This window comes from Kitasatospora sp. HUAS MG31 (assembly GCF_040571325.1).
Taxonomy (GTDB): Bacteria; Actinomycetota; Actinomycetes; order Streptomycetales; family Streptomycetaceae; genus Kitasatospora; species Kitasatospora camelliae.
Map to the genome: position 1 here is coordinate 5738075 of NZ_CP159872.1, position 19017 is coordinate 5757091.

At 75.8% G+C, this 19017-nt stretch carries 15 protein-coding genes; all 15 read right to left on the reverse strand.

Features of this window, described 5'->3' with window-relative positions; genetic code table 11:
* Positions 1 to 15: 15 nt before the first annotated feature.
* Genes ABWK59_RS25660 through ABWK59_RS25730 form a run of 15 tightly spaced genes read right to left on the reverse strand, consistent with a single transcriptional unit; the run spans position 16 to position 18993 of the window.
* On the reverse strand, positions 16 to 684 hold the full coding sequence (locus ABWK59_RS25660; protein WP_354642970.1) for a LysE family translocator: 669 nt from the start codon (positions 682 to 684) through the stop codon (positions 16 to 18).
* The gene (locus ABWK59_RS25665) at positions 677 to 1525 is read right to left on the reverse strand and encodes a 4'-phosphopantetheinyl transferase family protein (protein ID WP_354642971.1); all 849 of its coding nucleotides are present in this window, start codon (positions 1523 to 1525) and stop codon (positions 677 to 679) included. Before ABWK59_RS25665 ends, ABWK59_RS25660 begins: the two co-directional genes overlap by 8 nt.
* Positions 1522 to 2337, reverse strand: a complete 816-nt coding sequence (locus tag ABWK59_RS25670) for a thioesterase II family protein (protein WP_354642972.1) — start codon at positions 2335 to 2337, stop codon at positions 1522 to 1524. The genes ABWK59_RS25665 and ABWK59_RS25670 overlap by 4 nt, the downstream gene beginning before the upstream one ends.
* Positions 2334 to 3497, reverse strand: coding sequence for an HAD-IIIC family phosphatase (locus ABWK59_RS25675; protein ID WP_354642973.1), 1164 nt, complete (start codon positions 3495 to 3497; stop codon positions 2334 to 2336). The genes ABWK59_RS25670 and ABWK59_RS25675 overlap by 4 nt, the downstream gene beginning before the upstream one ends.
* Complete coding sequence (locus ABWK59_RS25680) at positions 3494 to 4669, reverse strand: acyl-CoA dehydrogenase family protein (protein WP_354642974.1); 1176 nt, start codon at positions 4667 to 4669, stop codon at positions 3494 to 3496. The genes ABWK59_RS25675 and ABWK59_RS25680 overlap by 4 nt, the downstream gene beginning before the upstream one ends.
* 49 nt (positions 4670 to 4718) lie before the next feature.
* Entirely contained in the window at positions 4719 to 4985 is a 267-nt protein-coding gene (locus ABWK59_RS25685) for an acyl carrier protein (protein ID WP_354642975.1), read from the reverse strand.
* Between the two features lie 52 nt (positions 4986 to 5037).
* Complete coding sequence (locus ABWK59_RS25690; RefSeq protein ID WP_354642976.1) at positions 5038 to 5907, reverse strand: 3-hydroxyacyl-CoA dehydrogenase family protein; 870 nt, start codon at positions 5905 to 5907, stop codon at positions 5038 to 5040.
* Entirely contained in the window at positions 5900 to 11548 is a 5649-nt protein-coding gene (locus ABWK59_RS25695) for an SDR family NAD(P)-dependent oxidoreductase (protein WP_354642977.1), read from the reverse strand. Before ABWK59_RS25695 ends, ABWK59_RS25690 begins: the two co-directional genes overlap by 8 nt.
* Positions 11548 to 13458 carry a non-ribosomal peptide synthetase gene (locus ABWK59_RS25700; protein WP_354642978.1) on the reverse strand — a complete coding sequence of 637 codons (1911 nt, stop codon included), beginning with the start codon at positions 13456 to 13458 and terminating at the stop codon, positions 11548 to 11550. The genes ABWK59_RS25695 and ABWK59_RS25700 overlap by 1 nt, the downstream gene beginning before the upstream one ends.
* 36 nt (positions 13459 to 13494) lie before the next feature.
* A complete protein-coding gene (locus ABWK59_RS25705; protein WP_354642979.1) occupies positions 13495 to 14220 on the reverse strand; it encodes a 4'-phosphopantetheinyl transferase family protein in 726 nt (241 codons plus the stop codon).
* A complete protein-coding gene (locus ABWK59_RS25710) occupies positions 14217 to 14969 on the reverse strand; it encodes a 4-hydroxy-tetrahydrodipicolinate reductase (RefSeq protein WP_354642980.1) in 753 nt (250 codons plus the stop codon). Before ABWK59_RS25710 ends, ABWK59_RS25705 begins: the two co-directional genes overlap by 4 nt.
* Positions 14966 to 15979 carry a hypothetical protein gene (locus tag ABWK59_RS25715; RefSeq protein ID WP_354642981.1) on the reverse strand — a complete coding sequence of 338 codons (1014 nt, stop codon included), beginning with the start codon at positions 15977 to 15979 and terminating at the stop codon, positions 14966 to 14968. Before ABWK59_RS25715 ends, ABWK59_RS25710 begins: the two co-directional genes overlap by 4 nt.
* Positions 15976 to 16281, reverse strand: coding sequence for a hypothetical protein (locus tag ABWK59_RS25720; protein WP_354642982.1), 306 nt, complete (start codon positions 16279 to 16281; stop codon positions 15976 to 15978). The genes ABWK59_RS25715 and ABWK59_RS25720 overlap by 4 nt, the downstream gene beginning before the upstream one ends.
* The gene (locus ABWK59_RS25725; RefSeq protein ID WP_354642983.1) at positions 16278 to 17816 is read right to left on the reverse strand and encodes a class I adenylate-forming enzyme family protein; all 1539 of its coding nucleotides are present in this window, start codon (positions 17814 to 17816) and stop codon (positions 16278 to 16280) included. The genes ABWK59_RS25720 and ABWK59_RS25725 overlap by 4 nt, the downstream gene beginning before the upstream one ends.
* Positions 17809 to 18993 carry an acyl-CoA dehydrogenase family protein gene (locus ABWK59_RS25730; protein ID WP_354642984.1) on the reverse strand — a complete coding sequence of 395 codons (1185 nt, stop codon included), beginning with the start codon at positions 18991 to 18993 and terminating at the stop codon, positions 17809 to 17811. The genes ABWK59_RS25725 and ABWK59_RS25730 overlap by 8 nt, the downstream gene beginning before the upstream one ends.
* Positions 18994 to 19017: the final 24 nt, after the last annotated feature.

Consider the following 19017-nt stretch of genomic DNA (forward strand, 5'->3'; position numbering starts at 1 on the left):
GCTCCTAGGGTGGTGTCAGTCGCCGGTGAGGCCGGTCGCCAGGGTGGCGGCGGCGAGGAGGAAGAAGACGCCGGCCAGGACGTACCGCTCCGCGCGCAGGAAGCCACGGCTCTGCCGGGCGCGGGTGCGCAGCAGTGAACTCAGCAGCGCCCACCCGGCGTTGGTGGCCATGCCGACGACCACGAAGACCAGTCCGAAGACCAGGGTCTGCGACCAGACCGCCCCCCTGCCGCTGTCGATGAAGGCGGGGAGGAAGGCGAGAAAGAACAGGGTGCTCTTCGGGTTCAGGGCGTTGACGACCAGGCCGTCGGAGAACAGGCGGGGGGTACGGGCGGGCGCGGCGGCGTGCGGGGCGGTGGCGTCCGGGGTGGCGGGGACGTCCTCGGCCGGGACGGGGTCGGGGGCGCGCAGGCGCTTGACGCCGAGCCAGGCCAGGTAGGCGGCGCCCGCGTACTTGACCACCGAGAAGGCGGTCTCGGAGGAGGCCACCAGGGCGGACAGCCCGACCACGGCCGCGACCACCTGGACCAGGTCGCCGCAGGCCAGGCCCAGGGTGGACAGCAGCCCGGCGCGCCGCCCCTGGTCGAGGGTGCGGCCGGTCACGTAGAGCACGGAGGGGCCGGGGATGAGCAGCAGGACCAGGGAGGCCGTGAAGAACCACCAGAGGCTGGACAGGTCAGGCATGGGCGTGCGGTTCCTTTCGTCCGCGTCCGCTTCGGACGGACCGGGTGGGCGGAGTCCGGCGGTCGCCTTCCTGTGTCAGCGTCCAGCGGCGTGGTGGCGCGCAGGACCCGGCGGCCGCGACGGTCGCACAGTATCCGTTGCCCAGGGGGAGGTTGATCAGTTTCCAGCCACCGGCGAACGGCGTCGGCGCCGTCCCCGTGGCGGGTCCGGCCGGGGGCGGGAGCAGGCGCGGAACGGGGACGTCGGCGGCCTTGGCGTACGCCTCGCGCCAGGTCCACCGGGTGAAGAAGGCGTGCCGGGCGGCCTCCGGCGGGAGGCCGTGGACCAGGGCGGCGTCGGCCGGGCCGAGGAAGCGGTCGGCCATCGCCCGGTGGTCGAGGTCGGCGCGGACCTCCTCCAGGTCCACCCCGACCCGGCCGGTGCGGGTCACCGCGATCAGGGCCAGGCCGCCGGCGTGGGAGAGGTTGAAGTCGAGGACGGGAACGGCCGGACGGGCTGCGGGATCCTCGGCGAGGTGCGGTCGGCCCCGCTCGGACCGGCCGAGGCACAGCTCGGCCGGGGACTGCCCGGTGTAGCGGGCGAGGACGGCCCGCAGCGCGCCGTGGGCCGCGACGAAGCGGGCGCGCTGCACCGGGAGGCGGCAGCCCGCGGCGCGCGCCCGCTCCTCGGGTCCGAGGGTCTGCGCGTACCGCAGGGCGGTCTCCTCGGGCAGGTCGAGCGGGGCGCGCCAGACGTGCACCTCCCGCGCGGCGAGCCGGGGCGCGGCCGGGCCGGGCGGCCACGCGGGCTCAGCAGGTGACGCGGGTGGGGTGGTCCGGGTGGCGGGGTCGGGCGGGATCACGGGGCGACGGCCCCCGCGACCGGGTCGGTCCGCTGCCGCAGCAGGCGGGACAGCTCGCGGAGCACCTCCTGCTGCGCGGAGTGCAGGAAGAAGTGCCCGCCGTCGAACATCCGCATGGTGAACGGGCCGGTGCTCTGCCGGGCCCAGGCGGCGACGCCCTCCGGGTCCACGTGCGGGTCGGCGCGTCCGCCGAAGGCGGTGATCGGGACGGACAGCGGCTGCTCCGGCCGGTGCACATAGCCGTCGTTGAGCTGGAAGTCGGCCCGCAGGCCGGGCATGACCAGCCGCATCACCCGGGCGTCCGCGAGCAACTCCTCGGGGGTGCCGCCGAGTTCGCGCAGCCGTTCGACGAACTCCCGGTCCGGGAGGTGGTGGATGAGCGGCCGGTTGTGGACCAGCTGGGGTGCCCGGCGGCCGGAGACGACGAGGTGTTCCGGCCCCGGCCGGCCCTCGGCCCGCAGCCGGCGGGCGAAGGCGAAGGCGATCAGCGCGCCCATGCTGTGCCCGAACAGGGCGAACGGGCCCTCGCAGTGGTCGGCGAGCACCTCGGTGAGGTCGGGCAGCAGGTCCTCGACGTCGGTGTACCCGGGCTGGAAGATCCGCGACTCCCGGCCGGGCAGCCGGACCGCGCACACCTCCACGTCCCCGGGCAGCGCGCGCTGCCAGTCCGCGAAGGCCGAACTGCCGCCGCCGGCGTAGGCGAAGCAGATCAGCCGCAGCCGCGCGCCGGGGTTGGGCTCGGTCCGGACCACCCAGGCGCTGCCGCCCCGGGTGGTACCGCCACCCGGGCCGGCCCCTGCCGAGCCGCTCATCGGGCCGGGTCCTCTCCGGACAGGACCTCCACCGTCAGGTACGCCGGATCCTCGGGCACCTGGGTGAGGTCGGCCTCGAAGACCACCAGGCCGTCCTCGCCCGCGAGTTGCCGGAACCCGCTGAACTTGTAGGTGATCAGCATCATCCGGTTGCGCCCGTTGGGCAGGTACTCGGCCTGCAGCCGGGCCCCCTCGTCGCGGGCCCGCCGCCGGAGGTGGTTGATGATCACGCCGCCGACGCCCCGGGACATCACCCGGCAGGACATCAGCAGCAGCTTGATGGTCCACACCCCGGAGCCCTCGGCCGCACCCCCGGCCGCACCCCCGCCGGCGTCCTTGGCGAGCAGGACGAGGCCGATGGTCCCGTACGGGCCGTGCCGGTCCTCCAGCCGGGCGACCAGCAGGTCGTGGGTGTCGGAGCGCCGGAAGGCGTCCAGCTCCTCGTAGGAGTAGGTGTACCCGGTGGTGTTGAGCTGGTGGGTGCGGACGGTCAGCTCCTCGGCCCGGCGGAGGTCCTCCTCCTGGGCCGGGACGATGGTGAGCCGCATGCCCAGGGTGGCGAGGAAGGCCTCCTGCGGGCCGGTGAACTCCTCCTCGACCCGGTTGCGCTCCTGGTCGGCCAGGTACATCTCGCGGCGCCGGGCCGAGTCCTCGGTGACGAACCGCGGGGTGAACTCGGGCCGGTCGGCGAGGCCGGCGGCCTCCGCCGCGTCGATGCAGAGCAGTTCGGGGATCTCGAAGGCGACCTCGCCGCGCTCGAAGGCGTCGTCGTCGACGAAGGCGAAGGCGTCCAGCCCGAGGTTGAGCGACTTCGCGATGGCGCGCACCGAGGAGGACTTGGCGTTCCAGCCGATCTGCGGGTACAGGAAGTAGTCGAGCAGGCCGTGCCGGCGGAGCGCGGCCGTGGCGGCCTCGTGGTCGTTGCGGCTGGCGATCGAGTGCAGGATGCCGCGGCGGTCCAACTCCACGATCACCTCCCGCAGTCCGGGGCGCAGCGGGGCCTCGCCGTCCTCCAGGAGGATGCCGTCCCAGACCGTGTGGTCGAGGTCCCAGACCACGCACTTGACGGTCTTCGCGGGCCGGTCCTCCAGCTCACCGGAGGTGCCCTCCTGCGGCACCCGGCCGTCCTGGTGTGCGGTGGCGGTCTCCTGGGTGGTCATGCCGTCGGCCCTCCTGTGGGGACGGTGGTCTGCGGGCGGGCGTGGTAGGCGGATTCGGCGATGGTGGCCTGCTGGAGCTCGGTGCTGCCCTCGATGATCTCCATGACCTTGGCGTCCCGCAGGTACCGCTGGACCGGGTACTCGCCGCCGCAGCCGTGCGCGCCGTGCACCTGGACGGCGTCCGAGGCGGACCGGAACGCGGTGGTGGAGGCGTGGTACTTGGCCAGCCAGGTGGCGTGCAGGCTCTCGGTGGAGCGGGCCTGCCGCAGCCAGCCGGCCTGCTGGCAGAGCAGCCGGGCGGCGGCGGTGCCGGTGGCCATGTCGGCGATCATCCGCTGGACCAGCTGGTGGTCGCGGAGGCGGACGCCGAAGGTCTCGCGCCGCTCGGCGTAGGCCAGGGAGGCGTCCAGGCAGGCCTGGGCGAGCCCGACGCAGCCCCAGGCCACGCTGTAGCGGCCGAGTTCCAGCGCGGTGGCGGCGACCGCGGCGAGTCCGAATCCGGGCCGGCCGAGCAGCGCGTCCTCGGCCACCCGGCAGTCGTCCAGGCTGAGTTCGGCGAGCATCGAGGCCCGGGTGCCGAGGATGCCGGTGACCGGCCGGACGGTGAGTCCGGGGGCGTCCCGCGGCACCAGGAACGCCGTCTCCCGGCCGTCGAGCCGGGCGAACAGCAGGTACACGTCGGCCCGTTGGCCGAAGGTGGTCCACCGCTTCTCGCCGTCGAGCCGGTAGCCGTCGCCGGTGCGCCGCGCCGTGGCCGCCAGGGCCTTCACATCGCTGCCGGCGCCCGGTTCGGTGAGCGCGAAGGCACCGATCGCCTCCCCGGTGGCGAGCCGCGGCAGCCAGCTCTCCCGCTGGCCGCGGGTGCCCCACCGGGCGACGGCGTACGAGGCCATGCCGTGCACGGTGACCAGGCTGCGGACGGAGGAACAGCCGCGCCCCAGCTCCTCGTTGAGGAGTCCGAAGGTGACCGCGTCCAGTCCGCCGCCGCCGTACTCGGGCGGGACGGCCGCGCCCAGGTAGCCGCGCGCGGCGAAGTCCTTGAAGAACGCCTCGGGGATCCGCTCCTCCCGGTCCCAGGCGTCCGCGTACGGGACGACCGCCTCCCGGGTGAAGGACTCGTACTCCGCCCGCGCCTCGGCCTGGCGCGGGCTCAGCTGCACTCTGATGGCCATCGGCCGCTGTTCTCCCTCTGTTTCCCTGTGGATTCCCCGTGCCCCGGGGTCAGGCACTCCGGTCGGCGGCGCCCACGGCGCGCTTGCGGGTGACCAGGGCGTCCAGGGCGAGCACGGTGTTGAAGTTGCCGATCTCCAGGTCCTCGTCCTCGACGGTGATGCCGAACTCGCCCTCGACGAACAGCACCAGCTGCATGACGAAGAGGGAGTTGACGAATCCGGTGGCGAAGATGTCCTCGTCCTCGGCGAGCCGGTGCTCGCCGAAGAACTGGGCGAGGAAGGCGAGGATCTGCGGCTTGTGGTCGGCCGTGGTCATGGCGGCGGTTCCTTCGTCTCGAAGAGCGGTCTGGGGCGGGGGAGTTCGGCGGTCAGGCCAGGGTGGTGGCGTAGCTGTAGAAGCCCTGGCCGCTCTTGCGGCCGAGCAGGCCGGCGTCGACCATCCGGACCAGCAGCGGGCAGGGCCGGTACTTGCTGTCGCTGAACGCCGCGTAGAGGCCCTCGACGGACTGGAGGATGGTGTCCAGGCCGATCAGGTCGGCCGTCTCCAGCGGGCCCATGGTGTGGCCGAAGCAGGTCTTGAAGATCCGGTCGACCTCCTCGGCGCCGGCCACGCCCTCGTGGACCAGGTACACGGCCTCGTTCACGGTGAGCATCAGGACCCGGTTGGTGACGAAGCCGGGGGAGTCCTCCACCAGGATCCCCTCCTTGCCCAGCTGGGCGAGCAGGGTGCGGGCGGTGTCCACGGTCCCGGCGGAGGTGTGGTGGCCCCGGATCATCTCCACGGTGGGCTTCATCGGCACCGGGTTCATGAAGTGCATGCCGAGGACCCGGTCCGGGCGGGAGGTCGCCGCGCCGATCCGGGTGATCGGGATGACCGAGGTGTTGGCGGCGAACACCGTGCGGGGCGGGCATACCGCGTCCAGGCGCCGGTAGACGCCCTGCTTCAGCCCCCAGTCCTCGGTGATGTTCTCGATGACGAAGTCGGCCTCCTCGAAGCCCTCGTACGCGGTGGTGAAGGTGATCCGCTTGAGGACGGTGTCGCGGTCCTCGCGCGGGCCCTTCGCCCCGAGCAGCCGGCCGAACCGCAGACCCTCGCGGATCTTCCGCTCGGCGCCCTCGAGGATCTCCTCCGTCCGGTCGACCAGCAGGACCCGGTGGCCGCTCTGGGCGAGCGCCTGCGCCAGACCGGTGCCCATGACGCCGGCGCCGACCACGCCGACCGTGTGGATCTCAGACATGTGCCGTACTCCGCTTCTGTGTGCCATCGGTGGTGCCCTCTGCGGTCTCTGCGGCGTCGGGGCCGTCGGGGCCGTCGAGCCGGCGCCGGAGCGCGGCGGCCATCCCGGCCACGGTCAGCGACTCGAAGAGGGTGTTCAGCGGCAGGTCGACGCCGAACCGCCGCCGGATCCGGGCGGCGAGCTGCAGCCCGAGCAGGGAGTGCCCGCCGAGTTCGAAGAAGTCGTCGTGCACGCCGACCCGGTCCAGGCCGAGCAGGTCCGACCAGAGGCCGCCCAGTGCCAGCTCGGTCTCGTCCCGGGGCTCGGCGTACGCGGTGAGGATGCCCGGGCGGGGGTGGGCGGCGGCCGGGGCCGGGTCGCCGTCCGGTGCCGCGGCGTCCCGCTCGCCGCCCACCCGGTGGGCGGCGATGTCGGCGAACACCGCTTCCAGGTCCTTGGCCACCACCGCGACCTGCGGCCCGAGGCCGGCGGCGAGCAGCCGCAGCAGCGCCTCGACACCCTCCTCGGGCCGGATGCCCTGCTCCAGGTGCTCCCGCAGCGAGCCCGCCGGGCCGGGCCGGCCGTCGGGCGCCGTGGCCGGCGGGAAGCGGTACGCGGCGACCTCGCGGGAGGTGCCGTCGCGCAGCGCCTCCAGCCGGGTCTCCAGATCGGCGACCCGCTTGAGGACGAAGTCCTCGATCCGGGCGACCTCCAGGCCGTCCTCGTCGAGCAGCGTGAAGTCCGCGGTGAAGGTCTCCTTGCCGGGCCGGTCCGCCTCGTGGAAGCGGTGGTGGCTGAGGATCCGGCGCGGCAGCGGGGCGAGCAGGGTGAGCCGGCCGTAGGTGAGCGGGATGCGGAACTCCTCGGCGAGGTTCATCCCGTGGAAGCCGGCGCCCAGGTCCAGCAGCGACGGGTGGAGGGCGATCCGCTCCAGGTCGCCGGCGAACTCCTCGGGCAGCTCCAGCTCCGCCAGCGCCTCCTTCTCGCCCAGGTGCACCCGGCGCAGGCAGCGCGAGCGCGGGCCGAAGCCCATCGGCCCGGTGTGGGCGACGGCGCCGAGGTCGCGCATCCCGGCCGCGGCGATCAGCGCGGCGACGTCGTGGCGCCGCGCCCCGGCGGTGCCCTCCTCCACCGGGCCGACCTCGCCGGTCACATGGACCTGCCAGCCCTCCTCCTCGGCCAGGCCCTCCGCGGCGCCGGCCTCCCGGCTCACCACCGCGAACCGGGCCGGGCGGTGCCGCTTCTCCAGGACGACCCGCAGCTCGCGCCGCTGGTCCTCGCCGACGACCACCGGCGACAGGAAGGTGACGCCGCTCAGCACCACCCGGGGGTCGCCGGTCTGGTGCTCGTGCACGGCCCGGGCGAGCTCCAGGTGGCCGGTGCCCGGCACCACGGCGTTGCCCGCCATCCGGTGCTCGTCGATCAGCCAGGAGCCGGCCACGCTCAGCGGCACCGAGTACACCGCGCCGCTCTCGTCGTCGCGCAGACAGGCGTCCAGCAGCGGGTGGTCCACCGGACCGGTCCGGCCCACGGGCACGCCCCGGCCGCCGGCCCCGACGGTACGGAAGGCCATCCCGACCTCCTGCCAGCCGTCCCAGTCCACCGCGACGGTGCGCGGGCCGCCGGTGGACTCGGCCTGCTGGGCCAGGGCGTCCAGGAAGGCGTTGGCCGCCACGTAGTCGACCTGGCCGACGCCGCCGGTCAGCGCCAGGCTGGACGAGCAGTGCACGGTGAAGTCCGGCCGCAGCCGGCGGGCCAGCCCGTCGACCACCAGCCCGCCGCGCACCTTGGGGTCCAGCACCCGGGCCACGGCCTCGGCGGTCCTGAGCTGCGCCAGGCCGGCGGCCGGCACGCCCGCGGCGTGCACGATCCCGTGCACCGCGCCGAACCGGGCCAGCGCCTCGTCGGCGACCCGGTCCATGGCCGCGGCGTCGGCCACGTCCGCGGCCGCCCACATCACCTCGGCACCGGCCCGCTCCAGCTCCAGGACGGCCCGGATCCGCTCGGCCGTCGCGTCCCCGGCCGCGGGGGCCGCCGCCAGCAGGTCCTCCCAGTCGTCCTTGGGCGGCAGCGGGCTGCGGCCGACCAGCACCAGGCGGGCCCGGACGGTCTCGGCGAAGTGCCGGGCCAGGGCCAGGGCGACGCCGCCGAAGCCGCCGGTGAGCAGGTAGACGCCCCGCTCACGGAGCGGGGTGCGGCCGCCCTCGGGGGCCTCGACCCGGACCGGCCGGTGGCCGCGCTCCCAGCGGCGCCGGCCGCGCAGCGCGGTCAGCGGCCGCGGCGCCGGGTCCAGCAGTTCGGCGAGCAGCAGCTCGGTGTCGGCGGGCGACCAGCCGGCGCCGGGCGGCAGCGAGAGGTCCACGGCCCGGCAGACGGTGCCGGGCTGCTCCAGCGGCAGGACCAGGCACGGGCCGGTGACGGTGGCCTTCTCCGGGGCGACCGGTTCGGTGCCGAGCACCGCGAAGGCGTCGCTGGAGACCACGGTGAGGTCCAGCGGAGCGCCGGGGGCGACCTCGGCGGCGGCCCGGTTGAGCCACAGCAGGCTGTGGAAGCCGCGGTCCAGGCTCTCGTCCAGCGGGCGGCGCGGGCCCACCGACCACAGGTGCACCACCCGGTCGGGCAGGCCGCCGTCGGCGCTGAGACGCTCCACCAGACGGCGGTGGTCGGCCGGCTCGCCGGGGGCGATCTCCCGGGATCCGTCCGGGAGTTCACGCCAGCCCTCGCCCGCCCGGACGGTGCTGACGCGGTGGCCGTCGGCGGCGAGCCGGTCGGCGAGCGCCCGGCCCACGCCCTCCTCGTCGAGGAACAGCAGCCAGCTCAGGGCCGGGGAGGCGGGCTGCGCCGGCCGTGGCGGCAGCTGCTCCCAGACCGGGGCGTGGAACCAGTCCGCCAGGTCGGCCTTGCGCGCCAGCGAGGGCACGGGCCGCCGCGGGGTGCGCGGCGCCGGGTCGATCCAGTGCCGGCTCTCCTCGAACGGGTAGGGCGGCAGCACCGCCTTCACCGCCTCGTTGCCGCCGCTGACGGCCGGCCAGTCCAGCTCCACCCCGGCCACCCACAGCCGGCCCGCGGCGCCCAGCAGGAACCGCTCCTCCGACTGCCGGTCGAACCCGCCCGGCAGCGAGGCCACCGCCACGCCCGAAGCGGCCGAGCCGGGCCTCAGCTGCAGGGCCAGACTGGTCAGCGACTGACCCGGACCGGCCTCCAGCAGTACCCGCCCGGGCTCCTCCCAGAGCCGGGCCACCCCGTCGGCGAACCGCACCGGCTGCCGCAGGTGCCGCACCCAGTACGCCGGATCGGTGACCAGCTCGGCGTCGGCCCAGTCCCCGGTGACGTTGGAGATGTACGGCACCCGCGGCCGGTGGAGCGTCACCCGCGCGGCCAGCGCGCCGAACTCCTCGACGACCGGGTCCATCAGGTGCGAGTGGAAGCCGTGCGTGGTGCGCAGCCGCCGGGCCGCCACCCCCTCCGCGCGCAGCCGCGCCTCCAGCGCCCCGACCGCCTCGTCGGTGCCGGCGACCACGCACAGGGCGGGCCCGTTGACGGCGGCCAGCGAGAGGGTCCCGTCCAGCAGGGCCCGCACCCGCTCCTCGGACAGCGGCACCGCCAGCATGGCGCCCGCCGGCAACCCCTCGATCAGCCGGGCACGGTGGGCGACCAGCAGCAGCGCGTCCTCCAGCGAGAGCACCCCGGCCAGGTGGGCGGCCACGTACTCCCCGATGCTGTAGCCGACCAGCGCCGCCGGCGCCACGCCCCAGGACTCCCAGAGCCGGGCCAGCGCGTACTCCACGGCGAAGGTGGCCGGCTGCGCGTACAGCGTGCGGTCCAGCTCGCCGCGGGACTCCTCGCCGCCGCCGCGCAGCATCCGCCGCAGGTCGGGGCCGGTGCCGCGGGTGTCGGACCCGTCCGCGGGGTACAGCAGCTCGCGGAGGTCCACGCCGCCCAGGTGCGGCCGGAAGCCCTCGGCGCAGCGGTCCAGCTCCCGGCGGAACACCGGCTCCGCCGCGTACAGGTCGCGGCCCATCCCGACCCGCTGCTCGCCGAGGCCCGGGAAGACCAGGGCGACCGGGCGCGGGGCGCCGTCGGTGTGGCCGGTACGGACGGTGCGCGGGTCGCGCTCGCGCAGGGCACGGGCGGCCCCGGCGGTGTCCTCGGCGATGACGAAGCGGCGGTGCGCGAAGTGCCGCCGGCCGGTCTGCAGGGTGCGGGCGGTGCCGGCCGCGTCCGGGGCGCCCTCGCCGTCGAGCCGGTCGGCCAGCCGGTCGGTGGCCGTCTCCAGGGCGGTGGCGGTCCGGGCCGAGACCGGCAGCAGCCGGGCGGTCCGTCCGGTCGGCCGCGGCCGCGGGGCGGGCGCCTCCTCCAGCACGACGTGGGCGTTGGTGCCGCCCATGCCGAAGGAGCTGACCCCGGCCCGGCGCGGCCCGTCCCCGGCGGCCCAGTCGGTCAGCCGGGTGTTGACCCGGAACGGCACCGCGCCGAAGTCGATGGCCGGGTTGGGCACCTCGAAGTGCAGGCTGGGCGGGAGCTGGCGGTGCTGCAGGGCCAGCACGGTCTTGATCAGCCCGGCGATGCCGGCCGCCGCGTGGGTGTGCCCGATGTTGCCCTTGACCGCCCCGATCGCGCAGCTGCCCGGGGCGACGCCGCGGAACACCCGGGTCAGCGCCTCGATCTCGATCGGGTCGCCCAGCGGGGTGCCGCTGCCGTGCGCCTCCACGTAGCCGACGGTGGCCGGGTCGACCTCGGCCGCCTCCAGCGCCGCGCGGATCACCCGCGCCTGGCCGGCCACCCCGGGCGCGGTGAAGCCGATCCGCTGCGCGCCGTCGTTGCCGACCGCCGACCCCTTGATCACGGCCCGGACCGGGTCCCCGTCGGCCAGCGCGTCCTCCAGCCGCTTGAGCACCACCATGCCCGCGCCGTTGGCGGCGACGGTGCCCTGCGCGGTGGCGTCGAACGGCCGGCAGTGCCCGTCCGCGGAGAAGATCCCGCCCGGCTGGAACAGGTAGCCCTGCAGCTGGTGCGCCCGGACGGTCGCGCCGCCCGCCAGCGCCGTGTCGCAGGCCCCACTGAGCAGCGCCTGGCAGGCCAGGTGCACCGCCACCAGCGAGGTGGAGCAGGCGGACTGCACGGTCACCGCCGGGCCGGTGAGGTCCAGCTTGTACGCGATCCGGGTGGCCAGGAAGTCCTTCTCGTTGGCGATGTTCCGGGCGAACACCTCGCCCGGGTCCTCGCCGTCGATCCGCCCGTCCACGTGGTCGACGTAGCTGTTGTAGTACGAGCCCGCGTACACGCCGACCTGGCCCGGCACCGACCGCGGGTCGTGGCCGGAGTCCTCCAGCGCCTCCCAGGCGCAGCGCAGCAGCACCCGCTGCTGGGGGTCCATCAGGTCGGCCTCCTTCGGGCTGACCCCGAAGAAGTCCGCGTCGAAGAGGTCGGCGCCGGCCAGCACGCCCTGGGCCGCCACGTAGTCCGGGTCGCCGCGCAGCGCCTCGGGCACGCCGGCGGCGGCCAGCTCCTCGGGGGAGAAGAAGGTGATGGACTCGGTGCCGCTGCGCAGGTTCTCCCAGAACTGCTCGGGGCCCGACGCGCCGGGGAAGCGGCAGGCGAGTCCGATGACGGCGATCTCCAGGCCGCTGAGGCCGTCCTCCGCCACGGGGTGCTCGGTCATCAGCCGTTCTCCTTCCGGGTGTTCGCCCGCCGTCGGTCGAGCTGTCGCTTCAGCCGGTTCCTGCCGTCCGCCAGCCGGTCCCGGTCGCCCGGGGCCGGCTCCGCCGGGGCCTGCTCCTGGGCCAGGTGCTCGGCGAGGGACCTGATGGTGGGGCACATCGTCAGCACCAGCACCGGGACCTCGCGGCCCAGCTGCTCGCCCAGCCGGGCCGCGACCCGCTTGAGGAGCAGCGAGTTCCCGCCCAGGTCGAAGAAGTTGTCGTCCACCCCGAACTCCTCGGTGCCGAGCACCTCGGACCAGAGCGCGGCGATCCGCCGCCCGAGCGGGTCCCCGGGGGCCTCGGGAGCGCGGGCCGCGGCCGGGGCGGCGGCCAGCCGCTCGGCGAGCCGCAGCCGCTGCACCTTGCCGGTGGGGCTGCGCGGGACGTCGTCCACCGTGAACACCCGGCTGGGCACCTTGAAGTCGGCGAGCCGCTCGGCCGCCCAGGCGCGGATCTCCCGCTCCACGATCGCCGCGCCGGGCCGCGGGACCACGGCCACCGCCACGTCCTCGCCCAGGGTGGGGTGCGGCACCCCGAAGGCCACCGCCAGCTCGACCGCCGGGTGCCCGCCGAGGACCTCGTCCACCTCGACCGGGGCGACCTTGGAACCGCCCCGGTTGATGATCTCCTTGCTGCGCCCGACCACGTACAGGTAGCCGTCCTCGTCCAGCCGGCCCTCGTCGCCGGTCCGCAGCCAACCACCGCTGAAGGCGCGGGCGTTGGCCTCGGGGTTGGCCTCGTACCCGGTCATCACGTTGGCGCCGCGGATGGCGATCTCCCCGGACTCGCCGGCCGGCAGCTCGCGGCCCTCCTTGTCCAGGATCGCCACCGGGCCGCCCACCGGCAGGCCGACCGAGCGGGGCTTGCGGCGGCCCGGCGGCAGCGGGTTGCTGGTGACCAGCGAACCGGCCTCGGTCATCCCGTACGCCTCGATCACCGGGGCCCGGAACGCCTCCTCCAGCGCGGTGAGCACCGGGCCGGGCAGCGGGGCGGAGGCCGAGCGGACGAACCGCAGCCCGGCCCCGGCGAACGCCTCCCGGTGCTCGCCGGCCACCGCCAGCAGGGCCTGGTGCATGGCCGGCACCGCCGTGTACCAGGTGGGGCGGAACGCCTCCAGCCAGGTGAGGAAGCCGGTGTCGCTGAAGCCCGGGGTGCAGACGATGCCGGCGCCGCGGACCAGGGTGGCCAGCAGGGTGCTGGTCAGGCCGTGGGCGTGGAACAGCGGCATCACGTTGAGGCAGAGGTCGCCCTCGCCGAGGTCGAAGGCGGCGCCGGTGTTGCGGGCGGCGACGCACAGGTTGGCGTGGGTGAGCGGGACCAGCTTGGGACGGTCGGTGGTGCCCGAGGTGTGCAGGATCAGCGCGGTGTCCTCGGGCCCGGACGGGCCGCCGCCCTCGGTCAGCGGCTCGGTCGCCTCGGCGCAGCGCAGCTCGAACTGCCCGGCGGGGCTGCCGGGTTCGGCGGTCAGCTCGATGATCCGGATGCCGCGCTCGCGGGCCACCGCCACGGCGGGGGAGTCGTCGCCGGCCTCGACCAGCAGGGCGTCGGCGCCCATGTCGCCCAGGTAGAAGGCGAACTCCTGCCGCCGGTAGGCGGGGTTGAGCGGGGCGCTCTGCGCGTACGCGGCGGTGCCCAGGAAGGCCGTCGCCAGGTCGGGGCCGTTGCGGAGGACCAGGGCCACCCGGTGCCGCCGTCCGAGGCCGAAGGAGGCGAGGGCCCGGCCGATCTCCTCGATCCGGCGGTCCAGCGCCCGGTAGGTGAGCGGGCTGCGGTCGGGTGCCAGCAGGGCGACGGCCTCCGGCCGGGCCGCCGCCCGGTCGGCGATCAGCCGGCCGATGCCGGCGATCGGTGCGTCCTCGGTCACGGTCATCCTCTCGTCCACTTCCTTGGTCTGCTGGTCTGCTCGTCAGCTGGTCGGTGTTCGGCGCGGCGGCAGGACCGCCACGGCCCAGGCCGTCGGGGGCCGTCCGGCGGCGGCCTCGGTGCCGAGCCGGATCCGGGCCGGGCGCGGGCCCGGGTCCGGATCCCCGGCGGCGGCGATCTCCACGGCCAGCCGGTGCGGGGCGGCGGGGTCGGGCCGCAGCCGGTACCGCCGCGGCGGGACCCGGAAGCCCAGCCCGGAGGCCTTGGCCAGGGCCTCCTTCACACACCACAGGTGCAGCGGCCGGACGGGCCCCGACACCCGGGCGAGCGCCTCCAGTTCGGCCTCGGTGCCGAACCGGTGGAGGTTGCGTTCGGCGGTGGCCCACTCGGTCTCCGCGTCCACGCCCAGCCCGGGGTGCGCACCCCCGGCCGGTACGCCCCGCCGCAGCGCCACCAGCACCCGCTCGGCGGTGTGCGCCACCGAGAACTGCACCGCGGGCCGCAGCACCGTCCCGTCCCAGCTGACCAGCCGGACCGCGCCGGGCCCGGCCAGGCCGATCCGCCCCGGTGCCCCCGGCAGGTCCGGGACGGCGCCGAGCCGGACCAGCCCGGCCCGTACGGCCCGCCGGGCCGCGTACCACTGGTCCTGCCGGGCCGCGCCGGTGAAGCCGCCGAGCCCGTCCTCCTCCGCGGTGAGCCGGCCGCGGCGCCGGGCCCGGGCCGCGGCGCCGGGCCGGACCTCGTCCCACAGCAGCCGGACGTCCCTCACCGCGGTCCGGGCGCGGGCGCGCCCACCACGTCCTCCAGCGAGCGCACCCCCGGCCCGGCTTCGGCCGCGTACCGGATCGCCCGCAGCACGCCGGGCAGGAACGCCCGCCGGTCGGCCATCCGGTGCAGCACCTCCAGGTGCTCGCCGGAGCCGGCCGCCACCACCCGGTGCTCGCTGAGCGCGTCCCCGAGCCGGAAGGAGGCGATCTCCGGGGCGGGCGCGCCGGGACGGGAGCCCTGCCAGGCCGCGGCCAGGTGGCCGGCGGTGGCGCTGGGACGGTCGCGCTTGCCCGCGAAGTGCAGGTCGGTGACGCCCGCGTCCCAGCTGTCGTCCGCCTGGGCGGCGAGCTCCCGGAGGAAGCGGGTCACCGCCAGCAGGGTGAGGCTGAAGTTGGCCGCCACCACGACCGGCCGCCGCTCCCCGACCTCGGCCAGCAGCCGGCGGTGCCGGTCGCCGAGGCCGCTGGTGCCGACCACCAGCGCGCAGGGCACCGCGCGGGCCTGCTCCAGGAGGCCGGCGGTGGCCTCCTCGGCGGTGAAGTCCACCACCACCGGGTCCGCCACCGGCAGGTCGGCCAGCCGGTGCACCACCGGAACGCCGGGGAACTCCCCGTCCGGCCCGTCGCCGCCCCGGCCGGGCCGCAGCGACAGCCGGGCCGCGAGGGTGAGGTCGGGGGCGTCCAGGACGGCCCGGCCGATGACGCCCGCCATCCGCCCGGTGAGGCCGGCGACGACCACGGGACGGGTCATCCGCCGACCGCCTCCGGGACCAGGCCCATCCGGCGGGCCAGCTCGTTCTCGACCACCCGCCGGCCGCCGAAGTACGCCTGCAGGGCGTCGGCCGGCCAGTCGGCGGCGTCGGCCGGGGAGTGCTCCAGACCCAGCTCGGTGGCCAGGTCCTCGGCCACCCGGGCGGCCCGGTGCAGCAGGTCCACGCAGCTCAGCAGGACGGCGAGGGCCGAACGGCCGCCCGCCGCCTCGGCCTTGAAGCCCGGTCCCAGGCGGGCGGCGGCCGCGGCCAGCGAGACCTCGATCTCCAGCCGGCTCAGCTCGTGGGCCAGGTACTGGGAGGTGGACAGCGCCGCCACCCCCTCGCCGGTGGTGGCGAGCACCCGGCGCAGGTCGGCGACCACCCGGGCCGGCCAGGCGACGGCGCGGCGGGAGAACGCCCAGGCGAAGCGGTCCAGTGCGGCCGTCAGCGGGCCCCCGTCCGACCGGTCGACCGGCCGGGAGAGCTCCGCCGGGTCGAGGACGGCCCCGTCGAGCTCCGCCCAGCCCCAGCCGGCGGACCGTCCCGCCCCGCGCAGCCGGACGCCCGCGGCGTCGTGCCTCACCAGCGCCAGCCGGGTCTCCCCGTCCAGCAGGACGCCCACCACCGCCAGGTCGGCGCCCTCGGTCGCGTACCGGTAACGGCCGTGCAGCAGGACCCGGCCGTCCTGCTCGGTGCCGAGGACGGCCGGCGCGGCCAGGCTGAACAGGGCGTTCGGGGTGAACAGGCCCAGGGTCGCGGTCAGCCGGCCGGTCCGGACGCCGTCCACCACCTCAGCGGCGGCCGGGAAGGCGTCCAGCAGGGGCAGCACGCCGTGGAGCTGCTCGGTCACCGCGGCCGCCAGGGCGAACGGGTGGCGCTCCCAGACCTCGTCCAGGGCCTCCTCGGCGCCGGCGGCGGACGGGAGGTCCACGCCGCGCCGGGCGAGCAGGCCGTGCAGGGCCGTCAGGCCGGGCTCGGCGGCGGTCAGGGCCGGGTCGGCGGCGGTCATGCCGGCCCCCCTGCGGTCTGCCGGGCGGCGGCGACGAACCGGGCGATGGAGTCCACCGAGGTGAGGTGCTCCGGGTCGGCCTCGGGGTCGATCACGGCGCCGTACCGCTGCTCCAGCACCTCCATCAGGTTGATGTAGCCGATGGAGTTCACCCCGGCCCGGTCCAGCTCGCCGTCCGCGGCGCGCAGGTCGGCGACGGTGACGACCCGTCCGGTGGCGGTCTCCACGATCAGCTCGATCTGCTCGCGCAGGACCGCGGCGGCGTCGGCGTCGGCGCGGACCGCCTCGTTGGCTGTGCTCATGCGTTGCTCTCCAGTTCGTGGGGAAGGCCCTGGGCCTCACGGGATGCGCCGGATGCGCCACCGCCCGGTGCGGCGGCGGCCCGGGCGTCCTCGACCAGGCGCCGCAGCTCGGTGGTCCGGACCTTGCCGACGGAGGACCGCGGGATGGCGGGCAGGAAGGTCACCCGGCCGGGCACCTTGAAGGGCGCGAGGCCGGCCCGGCAGGCGTCCAGCACCTCGGTCCGCCCGATCCGCCCGGCGCCGGCCAGCGCGGCGTGCAGGACCGTCTCGCCGTTGGCGTCGGTGTCGGCGAACACCGCGGCGTCGCTGACCCCGTCGAGCGCCAGCAGTGTCCGCTCCACCTCGGCCGGGTCGATCTTCCGGCCGGCCAGGTTGATCGGCCCGCCGAGCCGGCCGGTGACGAACAGCCGCCCGTCCTCCAGCCGGCCGAGGTCGCCGGTCCGGTAGTAGCCCTCGGCGTCCAGCCGTTCGGCGAGGGCGCCCGGTGCGTTGAGGTAGTCGTCGGCCATCGACGCCGTCCGCACCCGCACCTCCCGCTCCCCGGTGGGCAGTTCCACCACGTCCACGGCGACCCCGGGCAGCGCGGAGCCCAGGCCATCGGTCCGTCCCGGATCGCGCTCGTAGGTGCACGGGCCGGTCTCGGCGATGCCGTAGTAGTCGGCGATCCGCACCCCGTACCGGGTCTCGAACTCCCGCCGCACCTCCGGGTCCAGCACCGCCGCCGCCGACACGGCCCGGGTCACCGTGGCGAACGCCGCCACGTCCGGCCGGGCCGCGGTGGCGAGCAGCCGGTACGCCAGCGGGAAGGCCACCAGCCGGGTCGCCGCCGCCCGGGCCACCGCCCGGGAGATCCCGCCCGAGGTGGGCAGGCCCTGGTACAGGTGGAGTTCGGCGCCGGCCAGGAAGACCGGCAGCAGCGAGGTGTTGAACGCCAGCCCGTTGGTGAACCCGGCCAGGCACAGCACCCGGTCCTCGGGGCCGAGCCCGGTGCCCTCCACCCAGGTCCGGGCGGCGGCGAGCACCGCCGTGGCCGAGAACTCCAGGCACTTGGGCCGGCCCGTGGTCCCGGAGGTGAACCGGCAGGTGGCGGTGGACGGCCGCGGGGCGGGCGCGGTGGACGGCTCCCCGGCCGCGGGCGGTACGGCCAGCGCCAGCACCCCGCCGGGGACGGCCCGCAGCTCACCGCCGAGCGGGAACGGACCGGACCCCTCGATCAGGAAGGCGTCCACCCCGCAGCCGTCGCGGATGCCCGCCAGCTCCTCGGCACCGAACTTGGCGTCGATCAGGAACGGCAGCCGGCCGGCCAGCAGCAGCGCGTAGTACGACACCAGGTAGTCGACGCTGTTGGCGGCGAACAGGCCCACATTGACGGTGCCGGGGCCGAGCAGGGCGTCCAGCACGCCGGCCCGCTCCCGGACCCGGGCGGCGAAGCCGGCGTACGACAGCTCCTCACCCCCGCCGGCCACGGCCCGCCGGTCGCCGTGCTCGGCGCAGGCCGCCAGGAACGCCTCCCCGAGGCGGCGCCCGTCAGCCACGGCCCCGCCCCCGACCGGCGTCCGCCGGGGTGAGCTCCAGCTCCGCCCGGCAGGCCATGCTGTGGTTGGCGATGGTCAGCATGGTGGTCTGGCTGCCGCCCGACATCCGGAACCCGCGCAGCTGGGCGTGGGCCCGCAGCGAGACGCTGTCCCACATGTAGCCGGCGCCGCCCTCCAGGTCGGTGCAGAGCACGGCCAGCTCGTTGGCCTTCTCCACGCAGAACCACTTGAGCTCGGCGATCTCGGGCACGGTGCTGCCGCCGGCGGTCACCCGCCGGTAGGCGTCGGCGATGCCCGCCTCCATCAGCTCCTGGTGGGCGCGGGCCCGGGCCAGCGCGTGGGAGTTGACCGGCCAGGCGCCCAGCGGCCGGCCGCCGAGGTTCCGGCCGCGCACGTACCCGGTGATGTGCTCCAGCAGCGCCCGGTGGGTGAGGAAGGCGTCGGCGGCGATCAGCAGGCGCATCCGGGACATCACCCGGTTCCAGCGCATCAGCTGGCTCACCCCGCTGCGCGACACCACCCGGTCGGCCGGGAGCCGGACCCGGTCGAACTCGACCTGGGCCGAATCGACGCTCCGGGTGCCGAACTTGTCGTACACCTCGGTCACCCGCACCCCCGGGGTGGACTTCTCCACCGCGAGGATCGCGGGCGCGCCGTCGAGCACCGCGCTGACGAAGCACAGGTCGGCGGTGGCGCCGTTGATCACGAACTTCTTGCGGCCGGTGAGGACGATCTCCTCGCCCTCGGTGGTCGCGGTGGCGGGCTCCTCGGCGGACGGGTCGGTGTCGCACTGGCAGGCCACCAGGTCACCGGCCAGCAGACCCGGCAGGTAGCGGTCCCGCAGGGCCGGGTCCCTGGCCGAGACCAGCCAGTCGGCGGCGATCTCGTTCTGGACGTGCATGGCGAGGGCGATCCCGCCGTCCCGGACGCCGGCCAGCGCCTCCCCGAGCACCAGGGCGCCGAGCAGGCCCAGCCCCTGGCCACCGAGCTCGCGGGGCAGCGACACGCCCATGAACCCGCTCGCCGCCAGCTCCCGCCAGGTCTCCCGGCGCAGCCGGCCGTCGGGCGCGGTGCGCCACTTGTCGAGCCACTCGGGGGTGAAGTACTCCGCCGCCCGGGCACGCAGGTCGTGGTGACCGTCCGTCATCTCCGCGGACAGGACGCTGTTGGTCAACATGGAAAACCACACACTGCTCTCTGT